Origin of the sequence: Burkholderia sp. AU16482, assembly GCF_002223285.1 — a bacterium.
GTDB classification, from domain to species: Bacteria; Pseudomonadota; Gammaproteobacteria; order Burkholderiales; family Burkholderiaceae; genus Burkholderia; species Burkholderia semiarida.
Window position 1 is genome coordinate 731537 of record NZ_NKEY01000006.1, and the last position, 26739, is coordinate 758275.

23 protein-coding genes and 1 pseudogene are annotated in these 26739 nt (G+C 69.2%); 6 read left to right on the forward strand and 18 right to left on the reverse strand.

Annotated elements, in window-relative coordinates; genetic code table 11:
• The first annotated feature begins 475 nt into the window (after window positions 1-475).
• Both CFB35_RS20680 and potE read left to right on the forward strand, forming a co-directional pair.
• Window positions 476-2776: an Orn/Lys/Arg decarboxylase N-terminal domain-containing protein gene (locus tag CFB35_RS20680; protein ID WP_089465509.1), complete on the forward strand. Its 2301-nt coding sequence runs from the start codon at window positions 476-478 to the stop codon at window positions 2774-2776.
• Between the two features lie 58 nt (window positions 2777-2834).
• Window positions 2835-4220 carry a putrescine-ornithine antiporter gene (gene potE / locus CFB35_RS20685; RefSeq protein WP_060311173.1) on the forward strand — a complete coding sequence of 462 codons (1386 nt, stop codon included), beginning with the start codon at window positions 2835-2837 and terminating at the stop codon, window positions 4218-4220.
• A gap of 7 nt (window positions 4221-4227) precedes the next feature.
• Here potE and CFB35_RS20690 read toward each other — a convergent pair whose 3' ends face one another.
• Entirely contained in the window at window positions 4228-5136 is a 909-nt protein-coding gene (locus CFB35_RS20690; protein WP_089465510.1) for a LysR family transcriptional regulator, read from the reverse strand.
• 199 nt (window positions 5137-5335) lie between these two features.
• Here CFB35_RS20690 and CFB35_RS20695 point away from each other — a divergent pair, with 199 nt between their 5' ends.
• On the forward strand, window positions 5336-5920 hold the full coding sequence (locus CFB35_RS20695) for a putative glycolipid-binding domain-containing protein (protein ID WP_089465775.1): 585 nt from the start codon (window positions 5336-5338) through the stop codon (window positions 5918-5920).
• Between the two features lie 4 nt (window positions 5921-5924).
• On the opposite strand, the gene CFB35_RS20700 is transcribed toward CFB35_RS20695, so the two are convergent.
• Both CFB35_RS20700 and CFB35_RS20705 read right to left on the reverse strand, forming a co-directional pair.
• Window positions 5925-6917 (reverse strand): sulfonate ABC transporter substrate-binding protein, encoded by a 993-nt coding sequence (locus CFB35_RS20700; RefSeq protein WP_089465511.1) that lies wholly within the window; start codon window positions 6915-6917, stop codon window positions 5925-5927.
• Window positions 6918-7132: 215 nt separating this feature from the next.
• Complete coding sequence (locus tag CFB35_RS20705; protein ID WP_060967690.1) at window positions 7133-7540, reverse strand: DUF427 domain-containing protein; 408 nt, start codon at window positions 7538-7540, stop codon at window positions 7133-7135.
• Window positions 7541-7887: 347 nt separating this feature from the next.
• On the opposite strand from CFB35_RS20705, the gene CFB35_RS20710 reads away from it, so the two are divergent.
• Window positions 7888-9549: an ABC transporter substrate-binding protein gene (locus tag CFB35_RS20710; protein WP_089465512.1), complete on the forward strand. Its 1662-nt coding sequence runs from the start codon at window positions 7888-7890 to the stop codon at window positions 9547-9549.
• 44 nt (window positions 9550-9593) lie between these two features.
• Here CFB35_RS20710 and CFB35_RS20715 read toward each other — a convergent pair whose 3' ends face one another.
• From CFB35_RS20715 to CFB35_RS20750, 8 genes and pseudogenes are all read right to left on the reverse strand, one after another.
• Window positions 9594-10541, reverse strand: coding sequence for a TauD/TfdA family dioxygenase (locus CFB35_RS20715; RefSeq protein WP_060311168.1), 948 nt, complete (start codon window positions 10539-10541; stop codon window positions 9594-9596).
• A 171-nt stretch (window positions 10542-10712) separates the two neighbouring features.
• Window positions 10713-11666, reverse strand: coding sequence for a TauD/TfdA family dioxygenase (locus CFB35_RS20720; protein WP_089465513.1), 954 nt, complete (start codon window positions 11664-11666; stop codon window positions 10713-10715).
• Between the two features lie 148 nt (window positions 11667-11814).
• Window positions 11815-12660: an ABC transporter ATP-binding protein gene (locus tag CFB35_RS20725; protein ID WP_089465514.1), complete on the reverse strand. Its 846-nt coding sequence runs from the start codon at window positions 12658-12660 to the stop codon at window positions 11815-11817.
• Between the two features lie 40 nt (window positions 12661-12700).
• Window positions 12701-13543, reverse strand: a complete 843-nt coding sequence (locus tag CFB35_RS20730) for an ABC transporter permease (RefSeq protein ID WP_089465515.1) — start codon at window positions 13541-13543, stop codon at window positions 12701-12703.
• Between the two features lie 35 nt (window positions 13544-13578).
• Window positions 13579-14421 (reverse strand): ABC transporter permease, encoded by an 843-nt coding sequence (locus CFB35_RS20735; protein ID WP_060009457.1) that lies wholly within the window; start codon window positions 14419-14421, stop codon window positions 13579-13581.
• 14 nt (window positions 14422-14435) lie between these two features.
• Window positions 14436-15503, reverse strand: a complete 1068-nt coding sequence (locus CFB35_RS20740; RefSeq protein WP_059582549.1) for an ABC transporter substrate-binding protein — start codon at window positions 15501-15503, stop codon at window positions 14436-14438.
• 103 nt (window positions 15504-15606) lie between these two features.
• On the reverse strand, window positions 15607-16854 hold the full coding sequence (locus CFB35_RS20745; RefSeq protein WP_089465516.1) for a glycosyltransferase family 87 protein: 1248 nt from the start codon (window positions 16852-16854) through the stop codon (window positions 15607-15609).
• Window positions 16855-16872: 18 nt separating this feature from the next.
• A pseudogene (locus tag CFB35_RS20750) lies at window positions 16873-17349 on the reverse strand (glycosyltransferase family 2 protein); the annotation flags it as partial.
• A 303-nt stretch (window positions 17350-17652) separates the two neighbouring features.
• On the opposite strand from CFB35_RS20750, the gene CFB35_RS20755 reads away from it, so the two are divergent.
• Window positions 17653-18027 carry a phage protein NinX family protein gene (locus CFB35_RS20755; RefSeq protein ID WP_059639242.1) on the forward strand — a complete coding sequence of 125 codons (375 nt, stop codon included), beginning with the start codon at window positions 17653-17655 and terminating at the stop codon, window positions 18025-18027.
• Between the two features lie 28 nt (window positions 18028-18055).
• Here the strand turns inward: CFB35_RS20755 and CFB35_RS20760 are convergent, their stop codons facing one another.
• A complete protein-coding gene (locus CFB35_RS20760) occupies window positions 18056-19042 on the reverse strand; it encodes an ABC transporter substrate-binding protein (RefSeq protein ID WP_089465776.1) in 987 nt (328 codons plus the stop codon).
• Window positions 19043-19209: 167 nt separating this feature from the next.
• Window positions 19210-20088, reverse strand: a complete 879-nt coding sequence (locus tag CFB35_RS20765) for a LysR family transcriptional regulator (protein WP_089465517.1) — start codon at window positions 20086-20088, stop codon at window positions 19210-19212.
• A gap of 100 nt (window positions 20089-20188) precedes the next feature.
• Here CFB35_RS20765 and CFB35_RS20770 point away from each other — a divergent pair, with 100 nt between their 5' ends.
• On the forward strand, window positions 20189-21760 hold the full coding sequence (locus CFB35_RS20770; protein WP_089465518.1) for an MFS transporter: 1572 nt from the start codon (window positions 20189-20191) through the stop codon (window positions 21758-21760).
• Window positions 21761-21882: 122 nt separating this feature from the next.
• Here the strand turns inward: CFB35_RS20770 and CFB35_RS20775 are convergent, their stop codons facing one another.
• From CFB35_RS20775 to CFB35_RS20800, 5 genes are all read right to left on the reverse strand, one after another.
• Window positions 21883-22314 (reverse strand): DUF1090 family protein, encoded by a 432-nt coding sequence (locus CFB35_RS20775; RefSeq protein ID WP_089465519.1) that lies wholly within the window; start codon window positions 22312-22314, stop codon window positions 21883-21885.
• A gap of 229 nt (window positions 22315-22543) precedes the next feature.
• On the reverse strand, window positions 22544-23719 hold the full coding sequence (locus tag CFB35_RS20780) for a LysR family transcriptional regulator (protein WP_089465520.1): 1176 nt from the start codon (window positions 23717-23719) through the stop codon (window positions 22544-22546).
• A gap of 61 nt (window positions 23720-23780) precedes the next feature.
• Window positions 23781-24509: an aspartate/glutamate racemase family protein gene (locus tag CFB35_RS20785; RefSeq protein WP_059582532.1), complete on the reverse strand. Its 729-nt coding sequence runs from the start codon at window positions 24507-24509 to the stop codon at window positions 23781-23783.
• A gap of 23 nt (window positions 24510-24532) precedes the next feature.
• Window positions 24533-26083 (reverse strand): NCS1 family nucleobase:cation symporter-1, encoded by a 1551-nt coding sequence (locus CFB35_RS20790; RefSeq protein WP_081066422.1) that lies wholly within the window; start codon window positions 26081-26083, stop codon window positions 24533-24535.
• 253 nt (window positions 26084-26336) lie between these two features.
• A complete protein-coding gene (locus CFB35_RS20800) occupies window positions 26337-26696 on the reverse strand; it encodes a hypothetical protein (RefSeq protein ID WP_226094059.1) in 360 nt (119 codons plus the stop codon).
• Window positions 26697-26739: the final 43 nt, after the last annotated feature.

A 26739-nucleotide genomic window follows, 5' to 3' on the forward strand; every position in this document is an offset into this window, starting at 1 on the left:
AGCCGCATTCACGCCGATGGGTCATGTCGATACGACGCGCGCCGCAGCCGATTGAAATGCTCCCGCGAATGCGGAATGCCGAATGCGCACCGCGCCGGGAAGCGTCGAGCAGCGCGGCACAGCCGTGATCGGACGGTGCTCGGCGCCGCCGATCGTAGCAATAAAGGCACGCGAATTCAATCGACCAGAATCGTCAATGTCATTGACGGATGAGCCTAATCAATTGATCGGCAATTGACGTGCTGCAGCGCATATAAAAATGATCCAATGATGAAATCCTATTGGAAAGGCGCCGATGGTTTCACCGAATCGTCGGCTTTTCATCGAATGGCGTTCATGGCATAGTCGGCTCCGAACTGGGTGGCGAATCAAGCCGGAATGGCGAGCGTCTCGTGCCACTGCCCGTGACCTGCCGTCCGCGTGCGCGCGAGACGAGCGATACCAATCGAAGCAACCCAACCGCGAGGGCAACAACATGAACACTTCCGTCGGCGGCATTCGCCGTCTCGGCATGCGTGCGCTACTGGTCGACGACGAAATCGCGCAGGAAACCGCGACCGGCCGCGCGGTCCGCACGCTGAGCGCGGAACTCGCGCAACGCGGCATCGACGTGTTGACGGCCACGTCCGCCGACGATGCGGTCGTGCTGATCCGCTCCGATCCGTCGATCCAGTGCGTGCTGCTCGACTGGGATCTCGGCGTGGACGGTCACGGGCCGTCCGAGGTGGTGGTCGACGCGATCCGGCATCGCAACGGCAGCGTGCCGATCTTCCTGCTGGCCGACCGCAGCGTCGCGTCGACGGTGCCGGCCGCGGTGATGGGCAAGGTCGACGATTTCGTGTGGCTGCTCGAGGATACGGCCGACTTCATCGGTGGGCGCATCCACGCGGCGATCGAACGCTATCGCTCGACCGTCCTGCCGCCGATGTTCGGCGCGCTCGCGAAGTTCTCGCGCGTCTACGAATACTCGTGGCATACGCCGGGCCACACGGGCGGCACCGGCTTCCTGAAATCGCCGGTCGGCCGCGCGTTCTTCGAGTACTTCGGCGAATCGCTGTTCCGCTCGGACCTGTCGATCTCGGTGGGCGAACTCGGCTCGCTGCTCGATCATTCGGGCCCGATCGGCGAAAGCGAGCGCTATGCGGCGCGCGTGTTCGGCGCGCATCGCACGTATCACGTGACGAACGGCTCGTCGACGTCGAACCGCATCATCCTGATGGCGAGCGTGAGCCGCGACCAGATCGCGCTGTGCGACCGCAACTGCCACAAGTCGGCCGAACATGCGATGACGATGTCGGGCGCGATTCCGACCTACCTCGTGCCGACGCGCAACCGCTACGGGATCATCGGGCCGATCGCATCGGAGCGCCTCACGCAGGCGGCGATCCGCGAAGCGATCGCATCGAACCCGCTCGCGGCCGGGCTGGCCGATCGCCAGCCGAAGCACGCGATCGTCACGAATTCCACGTACGACGGCCTCTGCTACAACGTCACGCGCGTCGAGGAATTGCTCGGCGCGAGCGTCGACCGGCTGCACTTCGACGAAGCGTGGTACGGCTACGCGCGCTTCAATCCGATCTACCGCGACCGCCATGCGATGCACGGCGACCCGCGCGACCACCACAAGGACCGGCCCACGGTATTCGCGACGCAGTCGACGCACAAGCTGCTGACCGCGCTGTCGCAGGCGTCGTACATCCACGTGCGCGACGGCCGCAGCCCGATTCCGCATGGCCAGTTCAACGAAACGTTCATGATGCACGCGTCGACGTCGCCGAACTACGCGATCATCGCGTCGAACGACGTCGCGGCCGCGATGATGGACGGCCCCGGCGGCGCCGCGCTGACGCGCGAATCGATCGAGGAGGCCGTCGCGTTCCGGCAGATGATCGCGCGAATGAACAATGAATTCGGCGCGAAGGGCGACTGGTTCTTCGAATGCTGGCAGCCCGATACCGTGCTCGAGGCGCGCACGGGCCGCACGCTGCCGTTCCACGAAGCGCCGCCCGAGCTGCTCGCGAGCGACCCGGCGTGCTGGGTGCTGCGCCCCGGCGCGCAATGGCACGGCTTCGGCAATATCGAGGACGGCTACTGCATGCTCGACCCGATCAAGGTGTCGATCGTCACGCCGGGCGTCGCGCCGGCCGGCGGCCTGATGCCGGTCGGCATCCCGGCGAGCGTCGTCACCGCGTATCTCGATGCGCGCGGGATCGTCGTCGAGAAGACCACCGATTTCACGATCCTGTTCCTGTTCTCGATCGGCATCACGAAGGGCAAGTGGGGCTCGCTCGTCAGCGCGCTGTGCGATTTCAAGCGCGACTACGACGCGAACCTGCCGCTCGACATGGCGATTCCGTCGCTCGCGAACGAGCATGGTTCGCGTTATGCGGGCATGGGGCTCAAGGATCTGGCCGACACGATGTTCGCGGCGATGGAGCAGCTCGGCACGACGCGGCTGATGTCGGAGGCGTTCTCGATCTTGCCGACGCCGGAGATGAGCCCGGTGCGCGCATACGAGCATCTCGTGCAGGGCCGCGTCGAACAGGTCACGCTCGACGAGCTGGCCGGGCGCACGGTGGCCACCGGCGTCGTGCCGTATCCGCCGGGCATTCCGCTCCTGATGCCGGGCGAGAACGCGGGGCCGGCCGGCGGCCCGGTGCTCGGCTACCTGAAGGCGCTCGAAGCGTACGACCGGCGTTTCCCGGGCTTCGCGCACGACACGCACGGCGTGGAAGTCGAGGACGGCACGTACCGCGTGTACTGCCTGACGGCCTGACGAGCGAACGAACGAGCGACCGGCCGCCCGGCGGCCTCACATCGAAGGATCGAACACCATGGACAACGCAGCGCACCTGTCCGGCGCGGCCACGACGGCCGCGCCGAAGAACCGGATGAACGTCTGGCAGCTCACCGTCCTCACGGCGGTCAACATGATGGGCTCCGGCATCATCCTGCTGCCGGCAAAGCTCGCGCAGGTCGGCACGATCTCGCTGCTGTCGTGGATCGTCACGGCCGGCGGTTCGCTCGCGCTCGCCTATGCGTTCGCGCGCTGCGGGATGCTGAGCCGCAAGCCGGGCGGGATGGGCGGCTACGCGGAGTACGCGTTCGGCAAGGCCGGCAACTACATGGCGAACTACACGTACGGGCTGTCGCTCGTGATCGCCAACGTCGCGATCGGCGTCACGGCGGTCGGCTACGGCACCGTGCTGTTCGACGCGACGCTGTCGCCGCTGCAAACGGGCCTCTGGACGATCTTCCTGCTCGTGCTGACGACGGTCGCGAACTTCGGCGGCTCGCGCATCACCGGCCGGATCGGCGCGGTGACGGTGTGGGGCGTGATCATTCCGGTCGTCGTCGTGTCGCTGATCGGCTGGTTCTGGTTCAGCGGCGCGACCTGGGGCGCGGCGTGGAATCCGCACGACCTGCCGTTCGGGCCGGCCGTGGGCGGCTCGATCGCGGTGACGCTGTGGGCGTTCCTCGGGCTCGAATCGGCGTGCGCGAACTCCGACGCGGTGGAGAATCCGGAGCGCAACGTGCCGATCGCCGTGCTCGGCGGCACGATCGCGTCGGCGATCTTCTACATCGTGTCGACCAACGTGATCGCCGGGATCGTGCCCAACGCGATCCTCGCGAAGTCGAATGCGCCGTTCGGCATCGCGTTCGCGACGATGTTCACGCCGGCCGTCGGCACGATCGTCACCGCGCTGATGGTGATCGCATGCATCGGCTCGCTGCTCGGCTGGCAGTTCACGGTGGCGCAGGTGTTCAAGAGCTCGGCCGACGTCGGCTACTTCCTGCCGGTGTTCGCGCGCGCCACGCGCACGGGCACGCCGATCGTCGGCATGGTGATCCTGCTGGTCGCGCAGGTCGCGCTGGCGCTGATGACGATCAGCCCGGAGCTGAGCAGCCAGTTCCAGAAGATCGTCGATCTCGCGGTCGTCACGAACCTCGTGCCCTACGTGATGTCGATGGCCGCGCTGATCACGATCCAGAAGGTCGCGAAGGTGCCGCCGGGCAAGGCGCTGGTGACGAACGTGGTCGCGATGGTCGCGACCGCGTACAGCTTCTACGCGCTCTACAGCTCGGGCGAGCAGGCGCTGATGCTGGGCGGCCTGTGCGTGTTCCTCGGCTGGACGCTGTTCGGCTTCGTCAGCGCGCGCTTCTACCAGATGGAAGTCGATGCGCACGTGAAGGAACCGGGGAAGTCGCTGCAGGCGTGAACAGGCCCTAACGCTGCCGCTGCGTCAGCAGCGGCGGGAGTGCTCGTTTCAACAGATCGACGACGGCGCGCACGCGCGGCGGCAGCGGCCGCTGCGCGTGCACCAGCACGTTGAGCGCGAAGTCGGGAACGTCGTAGTGCGGCAGCAGGCGGACGAGCCGGCCGTGCGCGAGCGCATCGGCGCAAGCCGGGTGCTGGACCGCGCCGATGCCGCCGCCCGCCGCGATCGTGTCGAACATCGGGCGCCAGTGGCTCGCGGTCATGACCGTGCGGATACGCGCGTATTCGACTGCGCCGCCGTCGCGCTGCAGCGGCACCTGTTCGTTCGCGAACACGCCTTTCACGCGGATGAACGGATGGTTCGCGAGATCGGCCTTCGTGTCGATCGGGCCGTGCCGGTCGAGATACGACGGTGCGGCGACGAGCACGCGGCCGACCGCGCCGAGCGCGTAGGCGACGAAGCCGCCGTCGCCGAGCTGGCCGACCCGGATCGAAATGTCGACGCCCTCGGTGACCGGATCGACGATGTCGTCGTTCAGCACGAGGTCGATGTGCAGCTTCGGATACGCGGTGCGGATCTGCATCAGCACGCCCGGCAGTACGACCTCGCCGAAGCATTGCGGCGCCGCGAGCCGGATCGTGCCGTCGAGCGCGTTTTCCGTCTTCGACACCGATGCAACGGCCAACTCGGCCGCCTCGAGCAGCGCCTTGCTGCGTTCGTAGAAAAGGCGGCCTTCCTCCGTGCACGCGAGCGTACGCGCACTGCGCATCAGGAGCCGCGTGCCGAGATGTTTCTCGAGTTTCTCGATGCGCTCGCTGACGGCCGGTTGACCCATGTCGAGATCCCGTGCCGCGCCGGACATCGTGCCGCGCTCCACGACCCTGACGTAGATGCGCATCGTCGCCAACAAATCCATGAAGTCGCGCCTTTTGTCTTCCGGTTCGATTTTGTGCCGATCGACGGATGGTATCAAAGCGGCGGAGGGCCGACGGTGTGCGTCGGGCCGATACTCATTATCGGCCGGGGCGCTCATGGTGCCGACGAAGCCGCGTGCGTTCGTCCGCGCCGTGAGCGAAAATCGGCTTCGTTCCCGCGCGACCGACAGGAGACCCGGCATGACGCAACGCAACGAAGCCCCACGGACGCATTGCGTCGCATGGCAGATCGTGCAGACGTGGCAGGCGGCCGAATGGTGCCGGCTCGACGAGTCCCAAACGGGCATCGCGCTGGCGGGGACGGTGGCGGGCGCGATCGGCGGCACGCCGTTTCGCATCGATTACGCGATCGCATGCGGGACCGACTGGCTCACGCGTTCGGCGCGCGTGACGCGGTGGACCGGCACGGCGCCGCCACGGCAATGGGACATCGCGTGCGATGCGGGGCGGTGGACGATCGACGGCGTCGATGCGCCGGCGCTCGCGGGCGCGACCGACATCGATCTCGGCTTCAGTCCGTCGACCAATACGCTGCCGATCCGGCGGCTGGCGCTCGCCGTCGGCGAGTCGGCGGAGATTCGCACCGCGTGGCTGCGTTTTCCGGATGTCGACATCGTGCGCGGCGAGCAGCGCTATACGCGCACGGCGCCGAACGTGTATCGCTACGAGAGCGGCACGTATGCGGCCGATATCGCGATCGACGGCGCGGGCCTCGTCATCGACTACGACGAATGGCGGCGCATCGGCGCGGCGCCCGCGTCGTGACGCATCAGCGCGCGCTGGCGACCGACAGCTTGGCCGGAATCAGCTTCAGCGTGCTGAACGCGTCGGCGATGCTCTGCTGGTACGCGAGAGTCGCGTCGGTGATCGGCTGCACGCCGTAGCCGGCGCGCTTGAGCGCGACTTCGAGCGTCGGCGCGTCGAGGCCGACGAGCGGGGACAGTTGCGCGGCCACCTCGGGCACGTGATCGCGCGCCCAGCGGTCGACCGCATCGACTTCGTCGAGCAGCGCGCGCAGCACCTGCGGGTGCGCGGCCGCGTACTTGCGCGCGGCGAGGTAGTACTGCGTGTTGCGCACGAGCGCGTCGCCGTTCGCGACCACGCGCGCGCCGAGCTGCCGTTCGGCGGCGGCCAGATACGGATCCCAGATCACCCACGCATCGACGCTGCGCTGCACGAACGCCGCGCGCGCGTCGGCCGGCGTCAGGTAGATCGGCTGGATGTCGGCATAGGTCAGGCCCGCGCGCTCGAGCGCCTTCACCAGCAGGTAGTGGACGTTCGAACCCTTGTTGAACGCGACCTTCTTGCCGCGCAGTTGCGCGACGGTTCGAATCGGCGAGTCGGGCAGCACGACGATCGCCTCGCCCTGCGGCGCGGGCGGCTCGTTGCCGATGTAGACGAAATCGACGCTGGCCGCCTGCGCGAAGATCGGCGGGGTTTCGCCGACCGTGCCGACGTCGATCGCGCCGGCGTTCAGCCCCTCGAGCAGTTGCGGGCCGGCCGGGAATTCGAGCCATTGCACGGCGACGCCCTGGTTCGCGAGACGCTTCTCGAGCGTACCGCGCGCCTTGAGGACGACGAAGTTGCCGTATTTCTGGAAGCCGATGCGCAGCCGCGTGCCGCCGGCGTCGGCGCGTGCGGGCGCGGCCGCGAGCGGCCCGAGCGCGAGCCCGGCCAGCCCGGCGGCCGCGCCGTGCAGCCACTGGCGGCGGCGCGGGTTTGCCGGAGTCGTTTCAAGGTCTGCGTGCGGTGTGTCGTTCATCGAGGCGTCCTGCTGGCGGGTTCACGGGCCGCGCGCGAAGGCCGCGCGGCCGGCGCAGGACCGGGGCCGGATGCGGGCGACGCACGCAACGGGCCGGCCCGCGCCGGAGTCAGGACGATACGGCGCGGCGGGCCGGCGGCCAACCAACGAATCCGAATATGCAAATCAGCGGCCGGACGATACGTAACCGGTGACGCGGCAGCACGCCGCCGCGCTCAGTCGGTGACGAGCAGGCGTTCCTCGATCGAGTCGACGCGATCCGGATAGAACGCGAGGTGCCCGCGAATCGATTCGACGGCCGGATTCGGATGCTCGTACGTCCACACGGCGTTGATCGAGCGTTCGCCGCCGGCCGGAATCGAGTAGTACGCGCAATCGCCCTTGTACGGGCAGTAGGTCGCGTGGTCGGTGCGTTCGAGCAGCGACATGTCGGCATCCTCGCGCGGAATGTACAGCACCGCCGGATAGCTGGCCTCGCGCAGCACCAGCGCATGGCGCGTATCGGCGACGACCTTGTCGGCCACCTTCACGATCACGCGGGACGAATGCGGTTCGATCAGGATCGGGTGATCGGGGCCCGGCGACTTCACCGGACGAGAGGGCGTATCGGGGTTGATCGGCATCGGGTTCCTCCGGAAAGGGCGGCGCGCACGGACGCGCCGTGCCGGCATGTGCACGTCAGGCGGATTCCCGCGCGCCGGCGCCGGCGTCGGCCAATCGATACGATGCACCCATTCCGGAGAACTTGCAGGGGGCCGGAAGGCCGTGCGGCGGTTTTCGACGGGTTTTCGGGCGGCCCGCCGCGGCGGGGCTTCGCATGCATGCGGCGCTCGCATGGACTTTTCGATGCCGCGGCAGCGGGATGCATCCACGACGATAAGCAACGCGGAATTAATTGGTAAGCGATCGGCGGGAGGCGCGCGAAGATCGGCGGTCGTCATTCGCATGACAGCCTTTTTTATCCGCCACCATGAAGAATCCTTTCGTTTCGTCAGCCGCGCGCAGCACGCGCGGCGTATCGCATGCCGGCGCCGCGCTCCGCTGCATCGCCGCGTCGTTGCTGCTGGCCGGCGCCGCGACGCACACGCTCGCGGCGCCCGCGGGCAAGACGCTCGTGTACTGCACCGAAGGCAGCCCGGCCGGCTTCGATCCCGGCCAGCACACGACGAGCACCGATTTCGATGCGAGCACGTACCCGGTCTACAACGGGCTCGTGCAGTTCAAGCGCGGCACGCTCGATCTCGTACCCGCGCTCGCGACGAGCTGGGACGTGTCGCCCGACCAGCGCACGATCACGTTCCACCTGCGGCGCGGCGTGAAATTTCAGACCACCGCATGGTTCAAGCCGACGCGTCCGTTTCAGGCCGACGACGTCGTGTTCACGTTCCGCCGGATGCTCGACCCGGACGATCCGTTCCGCAAGGCGTATCCGGTCAGCTTCCCGTATTTCAGCGATCTCGGCTTCGACCGCAACATCGAGCGCATCGAGAAAGTCGACGACTACACGGTGCGCTTCGTGCTGAAGTCGCCCGACGTCGTGTTCGTGCGCAATCTCGCGATGGCGTTCGCGTCGGTGCTGTCGGCCGAATATGCGGGGCAGCTCGCCGCGCGCCATCGGGAGTCGGACATCAACCAGTTCCCGGTCGGCACGGGGCCGTTCGTGCTGCGTACGTACCAGAAGGACGCGCTGATCCGCTACGACGCGAATCCCGACTACTGGAACCCGGACGACGTGAAGCTCGCGCGCCTCGTGTTCGCGATCACGCCCGACCCGGCCGCGCGCTTGCAGAAGCTCGTGGCCGGCGAGTGCCAGGTGTCGGCGTTTCCGCGGCCGGCCGATCTCGAGACGGTGCGGCGCGACCCGAAGCTGACGCTGTTTTCGGGGACGGGCTTCAACGTCGGCTTCGTTGCGTACAACACGCAGCATCCGCCGCTCGATCGCGTCGACGTGCGGCGCGCGCTCGACATCGCGATCGACAAGGCGGCGATCATCAAGACCGTGTTCAACGGCGACGCGACGATCGCGACGAACCCGATGCCGCCCGCGCAATGGTCGTACAACCCGCGCCTGAAGGACGCGCCGCGCGATCCGGCCGCCGCGAAGGCGCTGCTCGCGCAGGCCGGCTTTCCCAACGGCTTCGACCTGACGCTGTGGGCGATGCCCGTGCAGCGCCCGTACAACCCGAACGCGCAGTTGATGGCGCAACTGATCCAGCAGGATTGGGCGAGGATCGGCGTGCGCGCGAGGATCGTCAGCTACGAATGGGGCGAATACAACCGCCGCGCGAAGCACGACGGCCAGCACGACGCGATCCTGTACGGCTGGTCGGGCGACAACGGCGACCCCGACAACTGGCTCGGCACGCTCCTCGGCTGCGACGCCGTGCACGGCAGCAATCTCGCGAAGTGGTGCAACAAGGACTTCGAGCAACTCGTGACGGCGGCGCGCTCGAATGCCGATGTCGCGAAGCGCACGGCGCTGTACGAGCAGGCGCAGGTGGTGTTCAAGGACCAGGTGCCGTTCACGCCGATCGCGACGTCGATCGTGTCGCTGCCGATCTCCAGGCGAGTCCACGGGTTGACGTTCTCGCCGCTCGGCGGGCACCGGTTCGACGGCGTGTGGCTCGATTGACGGAAGGGGGGCCGACGCGCCCGTGCGCACCGGCGTTCGCCGCGTCAGTCGAGCGCGACGGCCGCGGCCGTTTCGACCGGCGTGCCTTCGAGCGCGACCGACGGCCGGCCGTCGGGGCCGACCGGCACGTCGCCGACGAGCGTCGTGCGATATAGCTGGCGGTCGAAGTCGAGATCGAAGATGTCGACGGGCGCGAGATGCGCGGTCGCGCGGTTGTCCCAGAACGCGATGCTGCGCGGTTCCCACTTGAAGCGGATCGTGAATTCCGGCCGCGTCACGTGCTCCCACAGCAGTTCGAGCAGCGCCTGGCTCTCGCGCGGCGTCAGCCCGACGATCGATTTCAGGAAGCTCGGGCTCACGTACAGCGCGCGTTCGCCGGTTTCCGGATGCACGCGCACGAGCGGATGCTCGGTCACGAGCGGGCGGCGCTCGACCGCATCGTCGAATGCGCCGGTCGCGCGCGCGCCTGGCGGCGGCGTGAAGCGATGGATGCCGCGCAGCGTGTCGACGAAGCCGCGCAGCGGCGCGGACAGCGTTTCGTAGGCGCGCACGAGGTTGGTCCAGTGCGTGTCGCCGCCGTACGGCGGGATCGTCACGCCGCGCAGGATCGATGCCCACGGCGGATTCACGGCGGCCGTCACGTCGGTGTGCCAGCCGGTCCAGGGCCGGCGCACCGGTTCGCCTTCGAAGCGCGTCGCCTTGCGGTGCTTCGCGATCGAATAGACGGCCGGATGGCCGTCGACATGCCCGAACACCGGGTGCCCGACCGTCGGCTCGCCGAACTGCGCGGAGAACGCGACATGCTGCTCGTGCGTGAGAAATTGTTCGCGGAAGAAGACGACGCGCCATTTCAGCAGCGCGGCGCGGATCGCCGCGATCTGCGGCGTGGTCAACGGTTGCGTGAGGTCGACGCCGCGGATTTCCGCACCGATGTGGGCGGACAGCGGGATCACGTCGACCGGCTGCGCGGCGGGTTCGAGTAGGGCGCTCATGCGACGCTCCTGGCGGAAGTGAACGGGGAAGACGGACGACATCGTTGCGCGTGCAAGCGTCGGTCCGGTGGCGCGAGGTTCATGGCGGGTGTCCGGCAGGGAGTGGCGCGGCGGCGCGCGGAAAAAAGGGAAAGGAAACAGGCGAAAGGGCGCCGCCGCGGGACATGGACGTTATTGCAGCGTGGCGCCCGGCCCCTTCAGCAGGACGCTCCGGCGGCCGTCGATGCCGACCGGCACGTCGCCGTGAACGGTCGCGCGGCGCACGACCCGGCGCGCATCGCCGTAGTCGTTGATCGCATAGTGCTGCGTCGCGCGGTTGTCCCAGATCGCGACGTCGCCCTCCTGCCAGTTCCAGCGCACGGTGTTCTCGAGACGCGTCACGTGCTCGTGGAACACCTGCAGCAGGTGCGCGGAATCCTGCGCCGACAGCCCCTTGAGCCGCTGCACGAAGTGTCCGAGCACGAGCGTACGCTCGCCGGTTTCCGGATGCACGCGCACGACCGGGTGCTCGGTTTCGTAGACGGTCGACGTGAACACTTCGCGGTAGCGCTTCAGTTGTGCATCGTCGGCGTGCACGTGCGTCGACGCATAGTCGTAGGCGTTCGTGTGCAGCGCCCACAGCGTGTCCGCGAGCGCGCGCAGCGAATCGGGCAGATGCGCGTACGCGGCGGCCGTGTTGGCCCATACGGTGTCGCCGCCGAACGGCGGGATCACGACCGCGCGCAGGATCGAGACCTTCGGATACGCATCGACGAAGGTCACGTCGGTATGCCACGAATTCGCGCGTGCGCCGTGCGCGGAATCGAGTTCGAGCAGCGCCGCGCTGCCGTCGACGGACGGCACGGTCGGGTGCGCGACCGTGTCGCCGAAGCGGCGGGCGAACGCTTCCTGCGCGGTGTCGTCGAGATGGTGCTGGCCGCGGAAGAACAGCACCTTGTGGCGCAGCAGCGCGGCGTGGATCGCGTCGAACGTCGCGTCGTCGAGCGTGGCCGACAGCCGCACGCCGGAAATTTCGGCGCCGATCCGGCCGGCGACCTGGCGAAGCTGAAGCGGGACGGCGGCCGTGCGCGGCGCGGCGTGCGAAGCAGGCGAAGGCGAGTGAGTGGCGTGCTGGACATCGGACATCGTGAGTCTCCTGGAGTCGGGTCGGTCGAGCCTCCATTCAAGCAGGCGCCGCGCGGATTCGGAACCGATGAATCGTCACAACCTTAGCGTGCGGGCTGCGCTGAACGATATGTGTCGTCCTGCTGAGCAATGCAAACGCGTTGCATCGCTACCACGCGAGCCGCCATTCGCCGATCGGGTGCGCTCGCGCCGCGTCGATGCGCCTGCCGCCCGACGCGTCGTCGCCCGACGGGTCGCTGTCGTCGAAATCGGCGAGCACCGTGGCGCGCAAGCGCGCGAATGCCGGCGAATCGCGCCGGCGCGGGCGCGGCAGCGCGACGTCGACGATGCGCGCGATGCGGCCCGGACGCGGCGCCATCGTGACGACACGGTCGCCGAGATAGACGGCTTCGTCGACGTCATGCGTGACCAGCAGCATCGTGATGCGTTCCTGTTCCCAGATGCGCAGCAGTTCGTTCTGCATCTTCGCGCGCGTCTGCGCGTCGAGCGCGCCGAACGGCTCGTCGAGCAGCAGCACGCGCGGCCGGTTCACGAGACCGCGCGCGATCGCGACGCGCTGCGCCATCCCGCCCGACAACTGGTTCGGAAACGCGTGCTCGAAGCCGTTCAGCCCGACGAGGGCGATGTGTTCGGCGACCGCACGCCGTTTCGCGGCGGCGTCCAGCGGCGCATTGCGCAGCGCGGCGCCGATGTTCTGTTCGACGGTCAGCCACGGAAACAACCGGTGATCCTGGAACACGATGCCGCGCTGTAGCGACGTGTCGCGCACGCGTTCACCGCCCGCGCGGATTTCGCCCGTGTAGTCGGTGTCGAGCCCGGCGACGAGCCGCAGAAGCGTGGACTTGCCGCAGCCGCTGGCGCCGACGATCGTGACGAATTCGCCGGCACGCACGTGCAGCGATACGTCGTCGAGCACGGCGAGCGCCGCGTCGCGTCGCGCGTAGTGCTTGCTTACATGGAGGATGTCGAGCGAATCGGAGGCGAGGGTCGTCATGGCGGTACGAAGAAGGGGGCGGAAAGGAGGCAAGGGGCGCTCAGCGCGTGAGGTCGCCGCGCCGGGCCAGCACCTTGCGCTCGATCGCTCGCGCGGTCGCGTTCAGCGCCCAGCCGGTTACGCCGACGACGATGATCCCGAACAGCACGAGATCCATCCGGAACTGCTCGCTGCCGTCGATCAGCGTGTTGCCGATCCCGCTGCCGGCGACGAGCAGGTATTCGGCGCCGAGCGTCGCGAGCCACGAATAGATCAGGCCGAGATACAGGCCGGTGAAGATCGACGGCAGCGCGGCCGGCAGGATCACGTGGCGGATCAGCTGGAGCCGCGAGTAACGCAGCGCGCGGGCGACGTCGACATACGCGCGCGGCACCGCGTGAATGCCGTCGCAGGTATGGGCGGCGACCGGCAGTAGCGCGGCGAGCGACAGGAACACGACCTTCGCGACGTCGCCGAGGCCGAACCACACGGAAATCAGCGGAATCCACGCGAACAGCGAGATCTGCTTGAACGTGTCGAAGCTCGGGCCGACCATCCGCGCGGCGATGCGCGACAGCCCGAGCACCGCGCCGAGCAGGAGGCCGCCCGTCGCGCCGATCGCGAACCCGCACGCTTCGCGCGCGAGCGACGCCGACAGCGCACGGCCGAGCGCGCCGCTTGCCGCCTGCGCCCACGCGGTGTGCAGCACGTCGGCCGGGCCGACGAGCAGCCCGCTTGTCACGAGATGCGCGGAAGCGATCGCCCACCAGAGCGCGAACGCCGCGAGCGGCAGCACGAAGCCGCGCCAGTCGGGCACATGCGGACGGCGGGCGGCCGCGGCGGATGTAGCGGTGGTAGCGGTGGTAGCGGGCGGTGTGGCTGACGGCGCGGCGGCATGCGGCACGGGCGATTCTCCTTCGGTTGGGCGGGCGGGCCCGTTCAGCCGCGAAACGCGGACGGCACGCCGCGGCGCAGGCGCGCTTCGAGTGCGTCGAGCGCCCGGTTGATCAGCAGGCCGACCGCGCCGACCACGACCACGGCTGCCATCACGAGATCGAGCTGGAACAGTTGCCGCCCGTACACGATCAGGTAGCCGAGCCCTTCGGACGACGCGACGAGTTCGACCACGACGAGCGCGAGCCACGACTTCGTGAACGCGAGCCGCACGCCGGTCGCGAGCGTCGGGATCGCGGCCGGCAGCACGACGTGGACGATGCGTTGCCGGCGCGTGTAGCCGAACCCGCGCGCGACTTCGTCGAGGGCGGGCGGCGTCTGGCGAAACCCTTGCAGCGTGCTTAGCGTGACGGGGACGAGCGCCGCATGCGCGATCAGCAGGTACTTCAGCGGCTCGCCGACGCCGACGAGCAGCAGCAGGAACGGCAGCCAGCCGAGCACCGGGATCTGCACGAGCGCGTTGAAGCTTGGCAGCACGTAGGCTTCCAGCGTGCGCGACAGCCCGAGCGCGACGCCGATCGACACGCCGAGCAGCGTGCCGGCCGCGAAGCCGACGAGCACGCGTTGCAGGCTGATCAGCGTGTGGCGCACGAGATCGCCGTTCGACGCGAGCTCGGCCAGCGTGTCGACCACGCGTTCGGGCGGCGGCAGGATTTGCGGCGCGATCCAGCCGCGCGCGCTGCCCACGCTCCACAGTGCGAACAGCAGCGCGGGCAGCACCCACGGCGCGAGCCGCCACGCGAGCCGTTCCAGCGCGGCCGCGCGGCGCGGCGGCACGGCGAGCGTGCGCGACTCGGACGACGGGACGGGAAACGCGGTGTCGCTCATCGGGGTCGATCCGGTCAGGAGAGAGGCTTGCCGGCCGCGTCATAGCGCGGCCAGTAGTTTTCGAGCTTCAGCGTGCGCAAGGCATGGTCGAGATACTTCGGCTCGAACCAGCCGTCGACGTCGACCGGCTGGCGGATCAGCTTCAGGTTCAGCGCATCCTGCGCGACGGCCTTGTAGCGCGCGACGACGAACGGGTCGATCAGCGGGGACAGGCGGTCCTTCAGGCGCTGGTTCGCATAGTCGGCCTGCCACGACGTGTACGGCACGCCGCTCTTCGCCCACAGCTTGAACAGCGCATCGCGGTTCGCCTCGTCGGACGACCATTGCGCGCCCTTCACGAACGCGGTGACGACGCGCTGCACGATGTCCGGGTGCGCGCGTTCGAAATCGTCGAGTACGAGCAGGTGGGTCTGGCGCGTCAACTGCGGGCCGTCGTTCTGCGATTCGTAGATGATTTTCGCGAGGCCCGCGTCGCGCAGCTTGTAGAGCCCGTAATCGCCGACCGACGCGTCGATGCCCTTCGACGCGAGCGCGGCGAGCGAACTGGCGGCGTCGAGATTGATCACGCGCAGGTCGCGTTCGCCGAGGCCGTTCTTCGCGAGCGCGTTGTCGGCGACGAGCTGCAGGTTGGTGCCGCGGAAGATCGACACGCGGCGGTCCTTCAGGTCCTTGATCGAGCGGATCGTGGAGTCGGGCGGCACCGCGATCTTGATGCCCGATCGCACGCTCGCGGCGAGCAGCAGGCGCGTCTTGATCCCGTTCGAGCGCGCGAGCACGGCGGGCAGGTCGCCCTGGTATGCGAAGTCGAGCGCCTTGTTGGCGATCGCCTCGTTGACGGCCGGCCCCGCGCCCTTGAAGAACAGCCATTCGACCTTGATGCCGTCGGCGGCGAATTCCTTTTCGACGAGCTGCTGCAACTGCACCGTCGCGGCGCTCGATCCGCCGAACGTCGGTGGGTCGCCGGCGCCCTGCTGGGCGACGCCGATGCGGAGAATGGCGGGCTTGTCCGCGTGCGCGGCGGCGGCCGGCAACGCAACGAGGGACGCGATCAGCAGTGATCGCAGCAGGCGCAGTGGAAGCATGAATCGATGGATCCGGAACGTTGGGGAACGAGGCCGGGCCGCAGCCCGTCGGGTCATTCTCGATGACGCCCGGAGGCCGGACAAGCAACGATTTGAACTATGCTTATCGCCGCGCGGGGGATCGCGGGAGGGACCGAGCGCGCTGCAGCAGCACGAGCAGCGCGATCGACGTGATGGCGGGCCCGATCTGCGGCAGCGTCATCCACGGATTCAGAAACTCGTACAGCGGCAGCGCCCACATCGCGGCGACGGCGCATTGCTCGCCGCGCCGCCAGCCATGCTGCGAGCCGATGGCGATCATGCAGGCGATCGGAATGCACAGCCACGACAGTTCGTAGTGCCAGACATACGGATTGGCGACGAGCGTCGCGACGACCAGTGCCGCGCCGCGCAACCGCACGTCGCGGCTGCGGCGCCAGACCTGGCACGCCGCCGCGAGCGCGATCGCCGCGACGGCGGCCTGGCCGGCGAACGCGGCGGCGGGCGACAGGCCGGCAAGCCGAAACGCCGCGAATGGTGTCGGCGACGCGAACCAGAACGGCACGCCATGCTCGATGGTCAGCGAGCGCAGCGCGCCGGCATTCCGCAGAAACAAGCGAAGCGGTTCCATGCCGCCCGCCGCGATGCCCAGTGCGGTGATCGCGATCGCCCATGCCGCGGCCCATGCGAACGCGCGCCACGCGCGCGCGGCGATCAGCACGAACGGGAACAGCACCGCCAGTTGGGGCTTGACCGACAGGAGTCCGATACACAGGCCGGCCAGCATCGGCCGCCGGTCGACGAAATACACGGCGAGCGCCGCACACGCGGCGGTCAGCATCGCGTTCTGTCCGTATATCGCGGTGACGAGCACCCCGGGGCACGCGAGCAGCGCGAGCCAGCCGATGCGTGTCGCGTCGGGCACGGCGCCGAGCCCCGATACGCGCCACACCGCGAGGCCGAGCAGCACGACGCCGAGCACGACGAACAGCGGATAGCTGATCGCATAGGGCAGCAGCGCGAGCGGTGTCACCGCGAGCAGATACGACGGCGGGTACAGCCACGGCAGGAATGCATGGCGGCCGGCCAACGGGAACAGTCCGGCGAGCGCGCGCGAGAACGCGGGGATGTCGTAGGCCTGCCACGGCGAGCCGTGGAGCATCAGATGGGACGCGGACCAGAACACCATGTACCCCGAACCGGGGCGGAACGTGCCCGGTTCGGTCGAGCGAAGGCCGATCCAGAGCAGGATCGCCCCCAGCAGTACGCCGATCGCCAGCATGACCGCACTGTAAAGCGCGATGCGTGCGGGGGTGAGCCAGGCGCGGACAGGGCGTCCGCCGCGCCGTATCGGCGAGCCGGAAATATCCATGCGGCGCTACTTGGCCGACAGATTGCGCGGCACTTCGGAAAGCCGGTTGTGCACGCGGTAGCAGAGGGCGGCCGCCATGCGTTGCATCAGCGGATCGCACATCCGGTCGGTGCGCTTCGTGGCGACGACCTCGGCGCCCGCGTGCCAGCGTTCGAGCATCGCGGGAATCAGGGACGGTGGGCCCTGCAGGTCGGCGTCGGTCAGGATCACGGCCGCGCCGGCCGCCTCGTCGAGGCCCGCGGTGAGCGCGGCCTCCTTGCCGAAGCGCCGCGTGAGATCGACGATGCGTACGCGCGGATCGGCGACCGCGATGTCGATCAGCTTGTCCAGCGCGCCGTCGCGGCTGCCGTCGTTTACGCAAACGATTTCGAAGCGCGCGGTGCCGATCGCTTCCGGTATCGGAACGGTGGTCGCGAAGAACGCATCGATCGCTTCCGCTTCGTCGTGAAACGGCGCGACGAGCGATACCAACGGCTTCAGGGTGTGCCTGGACATACGTCCCCCGTGAGATCCGGTCTGCGGCGCGTTGTCTGGTTCTGTTGCCGGCGAACGTGCGGAAACGGGCCCGGACCGGTGCGCATGTCGCGGTTATGACGGCCTCGCTGGCTGCCGCCGGCCGGGGCGGCGAACCGTCGGATCATTCTACGCACGAACGGCACGCGAGTGACAGCATGCGCGGGTTTGCTCGGGGGGATTTTCCGCGATGCCGCCCGTGCCGAGGGGCGTTGGCGTTCGGACCGGTCTGCATACGCGCGCAACCGTTAGCATGTTGCTGTCACGACGGTAACGGAGAGGGGCATGCAAGTTCAGGATCTGACAGGCGCGGCGCTGGATTACTGGGTCGCGATCGCGGAAGGCCATGATGCGCCACGTGCCGACGCGTACGGATGCACGTCTGTTCGCACGGCGGGCGGCGTGCCGGCGCCGTTCGCGCCGTCGTCGTCCTGGGCGGACGGCGGCCCGATCGTCGAGCGGCGGCCGTTCGCCGCGTTCGAGCGCGATGGCGGGCGGGGCGCGTGGCGCGCCGTGTTGCATCGGGCCGTGCCGGCCGCGGGCGAGCGCTGCACGTTCAACCAATCGGGGCCGACGTTGCTGATCGCCGCGATGCGCACGATCGTCGCGTCGACGTTCGGCGACGACGTGCCCGACCTCGATATGGCGCGCCCGCGCTGACTGCGCGTCGCGCCCCGCGCGGCGCCACTCAGGCCGACACGTTCCGGATGGCGATCGACGCGACGTCGACGCGGCGCGGCAGGATCGCGTCCGCCGCCGCGCGATCGGCGACGCGCTGCAGCACGTCGATGTCGGCGCCGCTGAGGCTGCGCTGCGCGAGCGCGGCCCGGCGCGCGATATCGGTGGCGGCGTCGGGCGGCAGGCGCGTGAGCGACGCATAGACGCTCGCATAGTCGGCCGGGTGCGCGAGCGCCCATTGCCCCGCTCGGGCGAGGCGCGCGAGCACGTCCGCGAGCGCCGCGCGCTTGCCGCGATCGTCGAGCGTTTCGACTGGCGACGTGAGGAACGCGAGCCCCGAGTTGATGCCGCTGCCGTCGCGGACGATGCGCGCGCCGCGTCGCACCGCATGCCCGTAGTACGGATCGAACGTGGCCCAGATGCCGATCCGCTTCGCCTCGAACGCGGCGAACGCGTCGACCGGCAGGACGAAACGCACCTCGACGTCGCGCGGCGCGAGCCCATGTTCGCGCAGCGCGCCGTACAACTGGTATTGCGAGATGCTGCCGCGTGCCGACGATACGACGACGGTTTGCCCTTTCAGGTCGGCCACGGTGCGAACCGGCGAGTCCGGCTGCACGACGATGCCGAGCGACGTCGGCGAGCCGACGCGCGTCGCGACGATCCGCAGCGACGGATCGCCGAGCGCGGCCGTCAGGACGGGCAGGTCGCCGGCCGGCGCGAGATCGATCGCGCCCGCGCGCTGCGCTTCGAACAGCGGCGCGGCGCCCTGGAAGTTGGCCCAGCGGAACCGGTACGGCGTGCCGTCGAGCACGCGCGCCGCTTCGGCCAGCGCGCGCAGGCCGCCGGCCTGGTCGCCGAGGACGAGCGTGACGCCCGACAGGTCGGCGCCGGCCGCGCGGGCCGGCAGTGCGAGGCCGCCCGCGAGCGGCGCGGCGGCGAGGGCGGCAAGGCGCTGCAGCGCGCGGCGGCGCGCTGTGGCGAAAGAGTGGGTCATCGGCGGCGTGTCCTCGGTGATCCGCGCGCGGACGGCGCGGCTGCCGGGCAGGTTACGGAATCGGTTTCCGGCCGACAAACATCGAATCGTGAAATGCATATTCGTGCGGAGGGCGGCCGGTTTGGCCGGTGCGGCGGCGCTCGACCCGGCGCCCGAGCCCGCACGTCTTACGCGGCCGGCCGAATCGTCCGCAGGAATGCCCGCACGGCCGGCGCCTTTTCGAACCGCCGGTGCGCGAGCGCGAGCGCCGACATGATCGGCTTGCCGGCGATCGGCCGGTACACGACGCCCGGCAGCGACACGCAACCGGCAAGTGCATCGGGAATCACCGCGACCCAGCCGTTCACCGACACGCACGCGAGTACCGCGAGCAGGCCACCCGGCCGCGCGGCGACGACCGGCTCGAAGCGGCCGCGGCGCGCGACTTCGAGCGTGCCGAGCGCCTGTTCGGGCACAGCGAAGCGCGCGTCGGCGAGGTCCGCCGCGCGCACGGTCGCCATCGCCGCATAACGCGAATCGGCCGGCACGGCCGCGACGAACACGTCGCGCTGCAGCGTGACGATCCGCAGGCCGCCGGGCAGCGCCAGCGGCGGGCGCACGTACGCGAGGTCGAGCCGGCCCGTGTCGAGCTGGTTCGCGACGTCGTCCATCGGCACCTCGCGCAGGTTCAGCTCGATGCGCGGGTGCGCGGCGCGGAACGCGCCGACGGTGCGCTGCAGCGTGCCCGAATAGACGGCCGACGACACGTAGCCGATCTCGATCCGGCCGAGTTCGCCGCGTTCGGCCAGCGCGGCGAGTTCGCGGCCTCGCTGCAGGTGCTCGACCGCGGCTCTCGCTTCCGCGAGATAGGCCTCGCCGGCCGCGCTCAGCGTGACGGCGCGGCGCGACCGGTGAAAGAGCCGCACGCCGAGCACGCGCTCGGCTTCCTGGATCTGCCGCGTGAGCGCGGGCGGCGCCATGTCGAGCGCCTCGGCCGCGCGTGCGAAATGCAGGTTTTGCGCGACGCTCAGGAACGCGCGCAGATGACGGAATTCGAGCTGGCCCATGGTTGCAGTTTTCGTCAATGAAATAGCGTGGAAGTATCAATGACAGGCAATACCGGGCGAGCCTAGCATACGGCTCGTTCATCCTGTTCCGGAGTGGCCGATGTCCCCGTCTTCACCGGCGTCGCGCGCAAGCGCGGCCGCCGCCCCGCGCGCCGGCACCCGTCTGCCTGCCGCCGCGACGCTCGCCGTCGCGTCCGCGACCTGTTCGCTGATCGTGCTCGACACGAACGTGGTGGCCGTCTCGCTGCCGAGCATCGCGCGCGGCTTTCACGCGAGCTTCGCCGATATCGAGTGGGTCGTGAGCGCGTACATGACCGCGTTCGCCGCGTGCCTGCTGCCGGCCGGCGGGCTCGCCGACCGCTTCGGGCGCAAGCGGATGCTCTTCGCGGGCCTCGCGCTCTTCTTCATCGCGTCGCTCGGTTGCGGCATCGCGCCGTCGGCGGGCTGGCTGATCGCCGCGCGTGCGGTGAAGGGCGGCGGCGCCGCGCTGCTGCTGACCGCGGCGCTCGCGGTGATCGCGAACCGTTTCCCGGACGGGCGCGAGCGGGCACGCGCGTGGGCGATCTGGGGCATGTGCATGGGGATCGCGACGGCCATCGCGCCGCTCGTCGGCGGCGCGATCACGCAATGGATCGGATGGCGCTGGGTGTTCCTGCTGAACCTGCCCGTCTGCCTGCTGCTGGCGGCCGGCGCGCGCGTCGCGATCGACGAATCGAACGATCCCCATGCGAAGCGCGTCGACGTGGCCGGCAGCCTGCTGTTCGGCGCGGCGCTCGCCTGTGCGATCGCCGCGCTGATCGGCGCGCCGTCGCACGGCTGGCTGTCCATCGCGACGCTGGGCCGGCTCGCGCTCGCGGCGGCGCTGCTGGCGGCGTTCGTCGGCGCGGAGCGCTGGCAGGCGCGGCCGATGATCGATCTCGCGCTGTTTCGCCAGCCGCGCTTCGTCGGCGCCGTGCTCGCGATGTTCGGTTACGCGGCATGCGCGCAGGTGATGATGACGTTCCTGCCGCTGTACCTGCAAAACGCGTTCGGGATGTCGGCGATCGATGCGGGGCTCGGGATGCTGCCGTTCGCGTTCGCGATGATCGCCGGCCCGTCGCTCGGCGCGGCGCTCGCCGCGCGCGTGTCGTCCGGCGGCGTGCTCGCCGGCGGGCTCGCGCTGATCGGCGCGGGCAACCTCGCGACCGCGGCGCTGACGACCGGCGGCGACTACCGGCTCGTCGCGCTCGGCATGTTCGTGACGGGGTGCGGCGCCGGCATCATGAACGGCGACACGCAGAAAGCGATCATGGCGTGCGTGCCGCCGAATCGCACGGGCATGGCGTCGGGCATCAGCACGACGACGCGCTTCTCGGCGATCGTCACGGCCGTGGGCGTGCTCGGCGCGGTGCTGGCGGCGAGTACGCATGCGCGGCTCGACGGGCTGCTGTCCGCGACGCCCGGCCTGCGCGCATTCGTCGACGCGCCGTTCATGTCGAGCCTGCTGGCCGGCGACCTCGCGCAGGCGCTCGGCCGCGTGCCGCCGTCGGCTGCCGGTGCGCTCGCACAGGCGGCGCCGGCCGCGTTCGCGAGCGGATTCGCCGATGCGCTGAAGGTAAGCGGCGTACTGGCGCTGGTTGCGGCCGTCGTTGCGTACAAGTTGCTTACGCAGCCGATGCGCGAACCCGCGTGACGCAGACGCTTGCATGCGCAGCGCATCGTTCTGCTGTCGACGCTCGGTTCGATCGTCTCCCTGCCGGTGCGGCTCGCACTCACGCGGCGCCTGTGAGCCGGTGCGTCGTTTGACGCATCCCGTCAGCCTTTCAGTGCGTCGCGATCGACTTGCGCGTCGTGCAGCTTGCGCATGGCGTCGCGCAGCCTGGCCTGCTTGTCGGCGAGCTTGCGTTGCGCGTTGTTCGACTTCTTTGCATCGCCGAGCGCTTCGGCTGCATGGGCTCGTGCCTGTGCGTCGCGCACCTCGTCCTGCGCGTGCTGCAGATCGCGCTGCTTGTCGGCGACCTTGCGCTCGGCGCGCGCGAGCTGGCCGGCGTCCGTGCAATTGGCCTTGATCTGTTCGAGCGCGGCCTGCTGGCGCATCGCCTGATGCGTGTTGCCGAATCGCTTCGCGTTGTCGATCTGCGTCTGCAATGCACGAATGCGTGTCGCGCAATCTTGCGTATCGGCGAAGGCGCCGGTGCTCGCGAGCAGTGCGGCGGGAATGGCCAGGATAACGAGCGTTTTCTTCATGGTGGGGTTCTCGACAGGATAGCGGCCGGGTGAATCAGCGATGCGATACGGTCGCGGCGATGTTTCGAGAACGCATTCTGACGATTCGGTACCGGGCGCGTAAATAGGATTAGTCTGACTTGAGTCCGAATAGGGAATCGCACGGACCATCCGCGCGTGCACGGGTTGAGCAGCGAATCGTTGCAGCCGCGGGCGGCGGAAGGGGAACGCCGCGTGACGCCTGCGCCGGTCAGTGCGGTTTCGTCGCGAGGCGATGGATGCGTGCCGCTTGCGCGACGCGCGCCGGGTGGGACGCGTGACCATGCGCGGCCGGTGTGCGGCGCGGGCGACGGGTCGGCTCCGAGGAGTCGGCGACGTTCGGTGCGGTTTTCGCGGTATCCGCATCGATCCCCGAAGCGGCGATCGCGGCGACGGCCGGCAGCGTCGCGTCGGCGTCGAGCCATGCGCGCGTCGCTTCCGCGATCAGCCCGCGCAGCCACCGCACACCTTCCACACACGATCCCGATTCGTTCCACGTCATCCGGTACACGATGTCCGGCGGTTCCGCCGGCAGCGCGACCGCGGCGAGCGGCAGCAGCTTCGCGTAGTGCCGCGCGAGCCGGTAAGTGGTGGTGAGGATCAGGTCGGCGCGCACGAGCGCATGCGCGGCGAGCTCGAAATGCGGCAGCGTGACGGCGATGCGCCGCTGCAGGCCCACGCGTTCGAGCTGCCGGTCGATCGCGCCGGACGCTTCGAGCCACGACGGCGTCGGGCACAGCTGCGGCGCCGCCGCGAACGCGGCGGCCGTCATCGCGCCGCGCCGCGCTAGCGGATGCGCCGCGCGCATCAGGCACACGACGCGGTCGTCGAACAGGTCGTCCTGACGGAAGCGCGACCGGCGCGCGGGCCGGTTGTCGATCACGACGTCGAGCTCGCCGTCGGCCAGCGCGCGCTCGTCGTCGAACCCGTCGCCGAGCGGATGAAACACCAGTTGCGCGTTCGGCGCACGCTCGCGAAACAGCGCAACGAGTTTCGGCACGAACAGCACGTTCAGGTAGTCGGGGCAGCCGATCCGGTAGGTACGCACCGACGTGCGCGCGTCGAACGTCGGCTGCTGGATGCGGATGAAATCGATCACGCGCAGCGCGTTGCGCAGCGGCTCGATCAGTCGCGCACCGAACTCGGTCGGCACCATCCCGTAGCGGCTGCGCACCAGCAGCGGATCGCCGAGCAGCGTGCGCAGGCGCTTGAGCGCGGCGCTCGTCGCCGGCTGCGACATGTTCAGGCGCACGGCCGCACGCGACACGGTACGCTCGGTCAGCAGCACGAGCAGGATGCGCATCAGCCGCGCATCGAGCACGTCGAGCGCGCCCGAGTCGTCGGACGCGTCGCGGGGCGGCGCGGCCGGGTCTAGCGGATCGCGCATGTCGATACGCGTCCCGGCGAGGCGAGGTGGCCGCGCGACGCGGCGGCCGGCCGGCGGCCCGTCATTTCGCGAAGGTGCCCGGCCAGCCGACGATCCGCTTCGGGCGCGGCGGCGCGTAGGTGCGGACCTTCGACGTCTTCAGCTTCAGGCGCACCAGCGACTCGGCGAGCGCGACCGCGGCCGATACGCCGTCGACGACCGGCACGCCCGTGCATTCCTCGATCTGCCGGTCGAGGCCGGCCATCCCGCCGCAGCCGAGGCAGATCACTTCCGCATGATCGTCCCGCACCGCGCGCTGCGCCTCGTCGACGATCGACTCGATCGCGCGCGCCGGGTTCTCCTCGAGTTCCAGCACCGCGAGACCGCTCGCACGCACCGACGCGCAACGCGCATCGAGCCCGGCGAGCTTCAGGCGATCCTCGATCAGCGGCACCGTGCGGTCGAGTGTCGTGACGACCGAGTAGCGATGGCCGAGCAGCATCGCGACGCTCGCGGCCGCTTCGGTGATGTCGACGACGGGCGCCGTCAGCAATTCCTGCAGCCCTTCGCGGCCGTGTTCGCCGTAGCCGGCCTGGATCACCGCATCGTACGGTTCGTCGTAGCTCATCACGCGATCCATCACGGCGATCGCCGCGAGGTAGCTCTCGAAGTTGCCTTCGACCGACTCCGCGCCGAAGCGCGGCGTGAGCCCGACGATCTCCGTGCCGGGCGACGCGGCGGCCTGCGCCTGCGCGGCGATCGCGTCGGTGATCGACTCGGTCGTGTTGACGTTGACTACCAGGATCCTCATCCGTGACTCCGTATGCGTGTGTATCAGTGTCGCGCGCAGGCAACCGCGATGTGTTCGCCCGAGCGCGCTTCGTATTGCCGCTTGCGATCGGCCAGCAGCCAGTACACGCCGCCCGCGATCGCCGCGCCGAGCAGCCACGAGAACGGCGTCATCGCGCTGAAGGCCGGTACGACGGCGAGCGTGATCGAAATCAGCGCGGACGGCACGAGCGCCGCGAGCGCGTTGCGGTTCACGCCGCGCGTGTAGAAGTAGGCGCCGGTCGGCGCTTCGGAATAGAGATCGGGCACGTTCACGCGCTGCTTGCGCACGAGCCAGTAGTCGACCGTGATGATCCCGTACAGCGGGCCGAGCAGCGCACCGAGGCCGGACAGGAAATAGACGATCACGATCGGGCTGTTGTACAGGTTCCATGGCAGGATCAGCACGGCGATCGTCGCGCTGATGAGGCCCGCGCGGCGAAACGACAGGCGGTGCGGCGCGAGGCTCGTCAGCACGAAGGCCGGTGCGACGAAGTTCGCCATGATGTTCACGGCCACCGTCACGATCAGGAACGCGAGGCAGCCGAGCACGAGGAACAGCTTGTTCGGCACCGTCGCGATGATTTCCGTCGGGCTGTGGATGACGTGGCCGTTCAGCTTGAACTGTGCGCCGGCAAGCACGAAGCTGATCGTCGCGAACACGAGGATGTTGACCGGCAGGCCCCAGAAGTTGCCGACGCGCACCGTCTTCGCGCTCGGCGACGAACGGGTGAAATCGCAGAAATTGAGCACCAGCGTGCCGTAGATCGCGAGCCACAGCGCGCCGCCCGCGAAGATTTCCGTCCACATCTTCAGGCCGGTCATCGGCTTGCCGATCGACATCGCGAGGTGGCCGCCGGTGCGGCTGAACATCCACGCGGCGAGCGACAGCGTCGTGACGAGGATCACCGGGCCGGCGAGCCCCTCGTACTTGCGGACCATCTCCATCCCGTACGTGAGGATGCCGATCTGCACGAGCCAGATCGCGACGAACGTGATCCAGCCGAGCGTCGACAGCCCGAAGATCGCATTCCGGTCGAACGCGGCGAGGCCCGGCCAGATCGCGGTAAGCAGCACGCGCAGCACGACCGACGCGAGATAGGTCTGGATGCCGAACCATGCGATCGCGATCACCGCGCGAATCATCGCGGGCAGCATCGCCCCGTAGATGCCGAAGCTCATCCGGCTGATCACCGGGAACGGCACGCCGGTTTTCTGGCCCATGTAGCCGGTGAGATTCATGAAGCAGTACACGAGCACCGCGCCGATCGCGAGCGACGCGAGCATCTGCCAGCCCGACAGGCCGAGCGCGAACAGCCCGATCGCGAACGAGTAGTTCGCGATGTTGTGCACGTCGTTGGTCCAGAGCGCGAAGATGCTGTAGCGGCCCCACGTCCGGCCTTCGGCCCGGGTCGGCGCGAGATCGGGGTTGTGCAGCCGCGGGCTCGGCGCGGGCTCGCGCGCGGCCGTATCGTGTCGATGCGATGCGTCGTCCGCGCCGAGCCCGATGCTCGCGCGGTGGATGGCTTCCAGTTGCACGCCGTTGTCTCCTTCCATGTGCGGGGCGCGAAACCGGCCGCGTATGCACGCGCCGCGGGCCCGGCCGCCGTGGACGTTATGTGTCGGATTTGTTCGCGAGTATGGGCGGCAGGTACGGCGATGGGAAATTAAATATTCGGCTGGGGGGCATTCAAAAAACAAATGGAACGCGCCCGGCCGCGCCGCCCGGCGCGCGGCACGCAAATTGCGGGTCAACGGGTTCCATTCACATCGACATCAGCGGAGGTGTCATGCAGCGATATTCATTTCGTCACGTATCGCGAGCCGTCTTCGCCGGCATCCTGATCGCGGGCCTCGCGGCAGGCGCCGGCTGCCAGAAGAAGAGCGACAACGCCGACTCGGGCGCATCGAGCGGCATGTCGGCCGCGCCTTCCACCGCGCCTTCCACCGCACCGTCGGGCATGCCCAGCAGCGGGGCGGCCGGCAGCAGCGGCGATACCGGCGCGAGCCTGCCGGGCGCGGCTTCGGCGCCGGCCGGCGCGAGCGGCGGCGGTTGACCCGCGTTCAGGCGGCAGGCGGGCGGCGCGCGAGCGTGTCGCCCACTTCCCGGCCGCTGCAGTGCCCGGCGGCAGGTGCGCCAGACGGACGACGCGCGCGCAGTGGTGCGCATGAAAGATTTGCAAGGATCGTTGTAGCGATTTCCGGCCTGGCGG

What these genes read in the sequence shown, in the direction of transcription:
- CFB35_RS20790 (WP_081066422.1), bottom strand. Translation starts at nt 26,083, where the DNA reads ATGGAAGGAGACAACGGCGTGCAACTGGAAGCCATCCACCGCGCGAGC.
- CFB35_RS20760 (WP_089465776.1), bottom strand. Translation starts at nt 19,042, where the DNA reads ATGACCCACTCTTTCGCCACAGCGCGCCGCCGCGCGCTGCAGCGCCTT.
- CFB35_RS20710 (WP_089465512.1), top strand. Translation starts at nt 7,888, where the DNA reads ATGAAGAATCCTTTCGTTTCGTCAGCCGCGCGCAGCACGCGCGGCGTA.
- CFB35_RS20745 (WP_089465516.1), bottom strand. Translation starts at nt 16,854, where the DNA reads ATGGATATTTCCGGCTCGCCGATACGGCGCGGCGGACGCCCTGTCCGC.
- CFB35_RS20680 (WP_089465509.1), top strand. Translation starts at nt 476, where the DNA reads ATGAACACTTCCGTCGGCGGCATTCGCCGTCTCGGCATGCGTGCGCTA.
- CFB35_RS20740 (WP_059582549.1), bottom strand. Translation starts at nt 15,503, where the DNA reads ATGCTTCCACTGCGCCTGCTGCGATCACTGCTGATCGCGTCCCTCGTT.
- CFB35_RS20725 (WP_089465514.1), bottom strand. Translation starts at nt 12,660, where the DNA reads ATGACGACCCTCGCCTCCGATTCGCTCGACATCCTCCATGTAAGCAAG.
- CFB35_RS20735 (WP_060009457.1), bottom strand. Translation starts at nt 14,421, where the DNA reads ATGAGCGACACCGCGTTTCCCGTCCCGTCGTCCGAGTCGCGCACGCTC.
- CFB35_RS20770 (WP_089465518.1), top strand. Translation starts at nt 20,189, where the DNA reads ATGTCCCCGTCTTCACCGGCGTCGCGCGCAAGCGCGGCCGCCGCCCCG.
- CFB35_RS20700 (WP_089465511.1), bottom strand. Translation starts at nt 6,917, where the DNA reads ATGAACGACACACCGCACGCAGACCTTGAAACGACTCCGGCAAACCCG.
- CFB35_RS20690 (WP_089465510.1), bottom strand. Translation starts at nt 5,136, where the DNA reads ATGGATTTGTTGGCGACGATGCGCATCTACGTCAGGGTCGTGGAGCGC.
- CFB35_RS20775 (WP_089465519.1), bottom strand. Translation starts at nt 22,314, where the DNA reads ATGAAGAAAACGCTCGTTATCCTGGCCATTCCCGCCGCACTGCTCGCG.
- CFB35_RS20780 (WP_089465520.1), bottom strand. Translation starts at nt 23,719, where the DNA reads ATGCGCGATCCGCTAGACCCGGCCGCGCCGCCCCGCGACGCGTCCGAC.
- CFB35_RS20800 (WP_226094059.1), bottom strand. Translation starts at nt 26,696, where the DNA reads ATGCGCACCACTGCGCGCGCGTCGTCCGTCTGGCGCACCTGCCGCCGG.
- potE (WP_060311173.1), top strand. Translation starts at nt 2,835, where the DNA reads ATGGACAACGCAGCGCACCTGTCCGGCGCGGCCACGACGGCCGCGCCG.
- CFB35_RS20705 (WP_060967690.1), bottom strand. Translation starts at nt 7,540, where the DNA reads ATGCCGATCAACCCCGATACGCCCTCTCGTCCGGTGAAGTCGCCGGGC.
- CFB35_RS20715 (WP_060311168.1), bottom strand. Translation starts at nt 10,541, where the DNA reads ATGAGCGCCCTACTCGAACCCGCCGCGCAGCCGGTCGACGTGATCCCG.
- CFB35_RS20695 (WP_089465775.1), top strand. Translation starts at nt 5,336, where the DNA reads ATGACGCAACGCAACGAAGCCCCACGGACGCATTGCGTCGCATGGCAG.
- CFB35_RS20720 (WP_089465513.1), bottom strand. Translation starts at nt 11,666, where the DNA reads ATGTCCGATGTCCAGCACGCCACTCACTCGCCTTCGCCTGCTTCGCAC.
- CFB35_RS20765 (WP_089465517.1), bottom strand. Translation starts at nt 20,088, where the DNA reads ATGGGCCAGCTCGAATTCCGTCATCTGCGCGCGTTCCTGAGCGTCGCG.
- CFB35_RS20755 (WP_059639242.1), top strand. Translation starts at nt 17,653, where the DNA reads ATGCAAGTTCAGGATCTGACAGGCGCGGCGCTGGATTACTGGGTCGCG.
- CFB35_RS20785 (WP_059582532.1), bottom strand. Translation starts at nt 24,509, where the DNA reads ATGAGGATCCTGGTAGTCAACGTCAACACGACCGAGTCGATCACCGAC.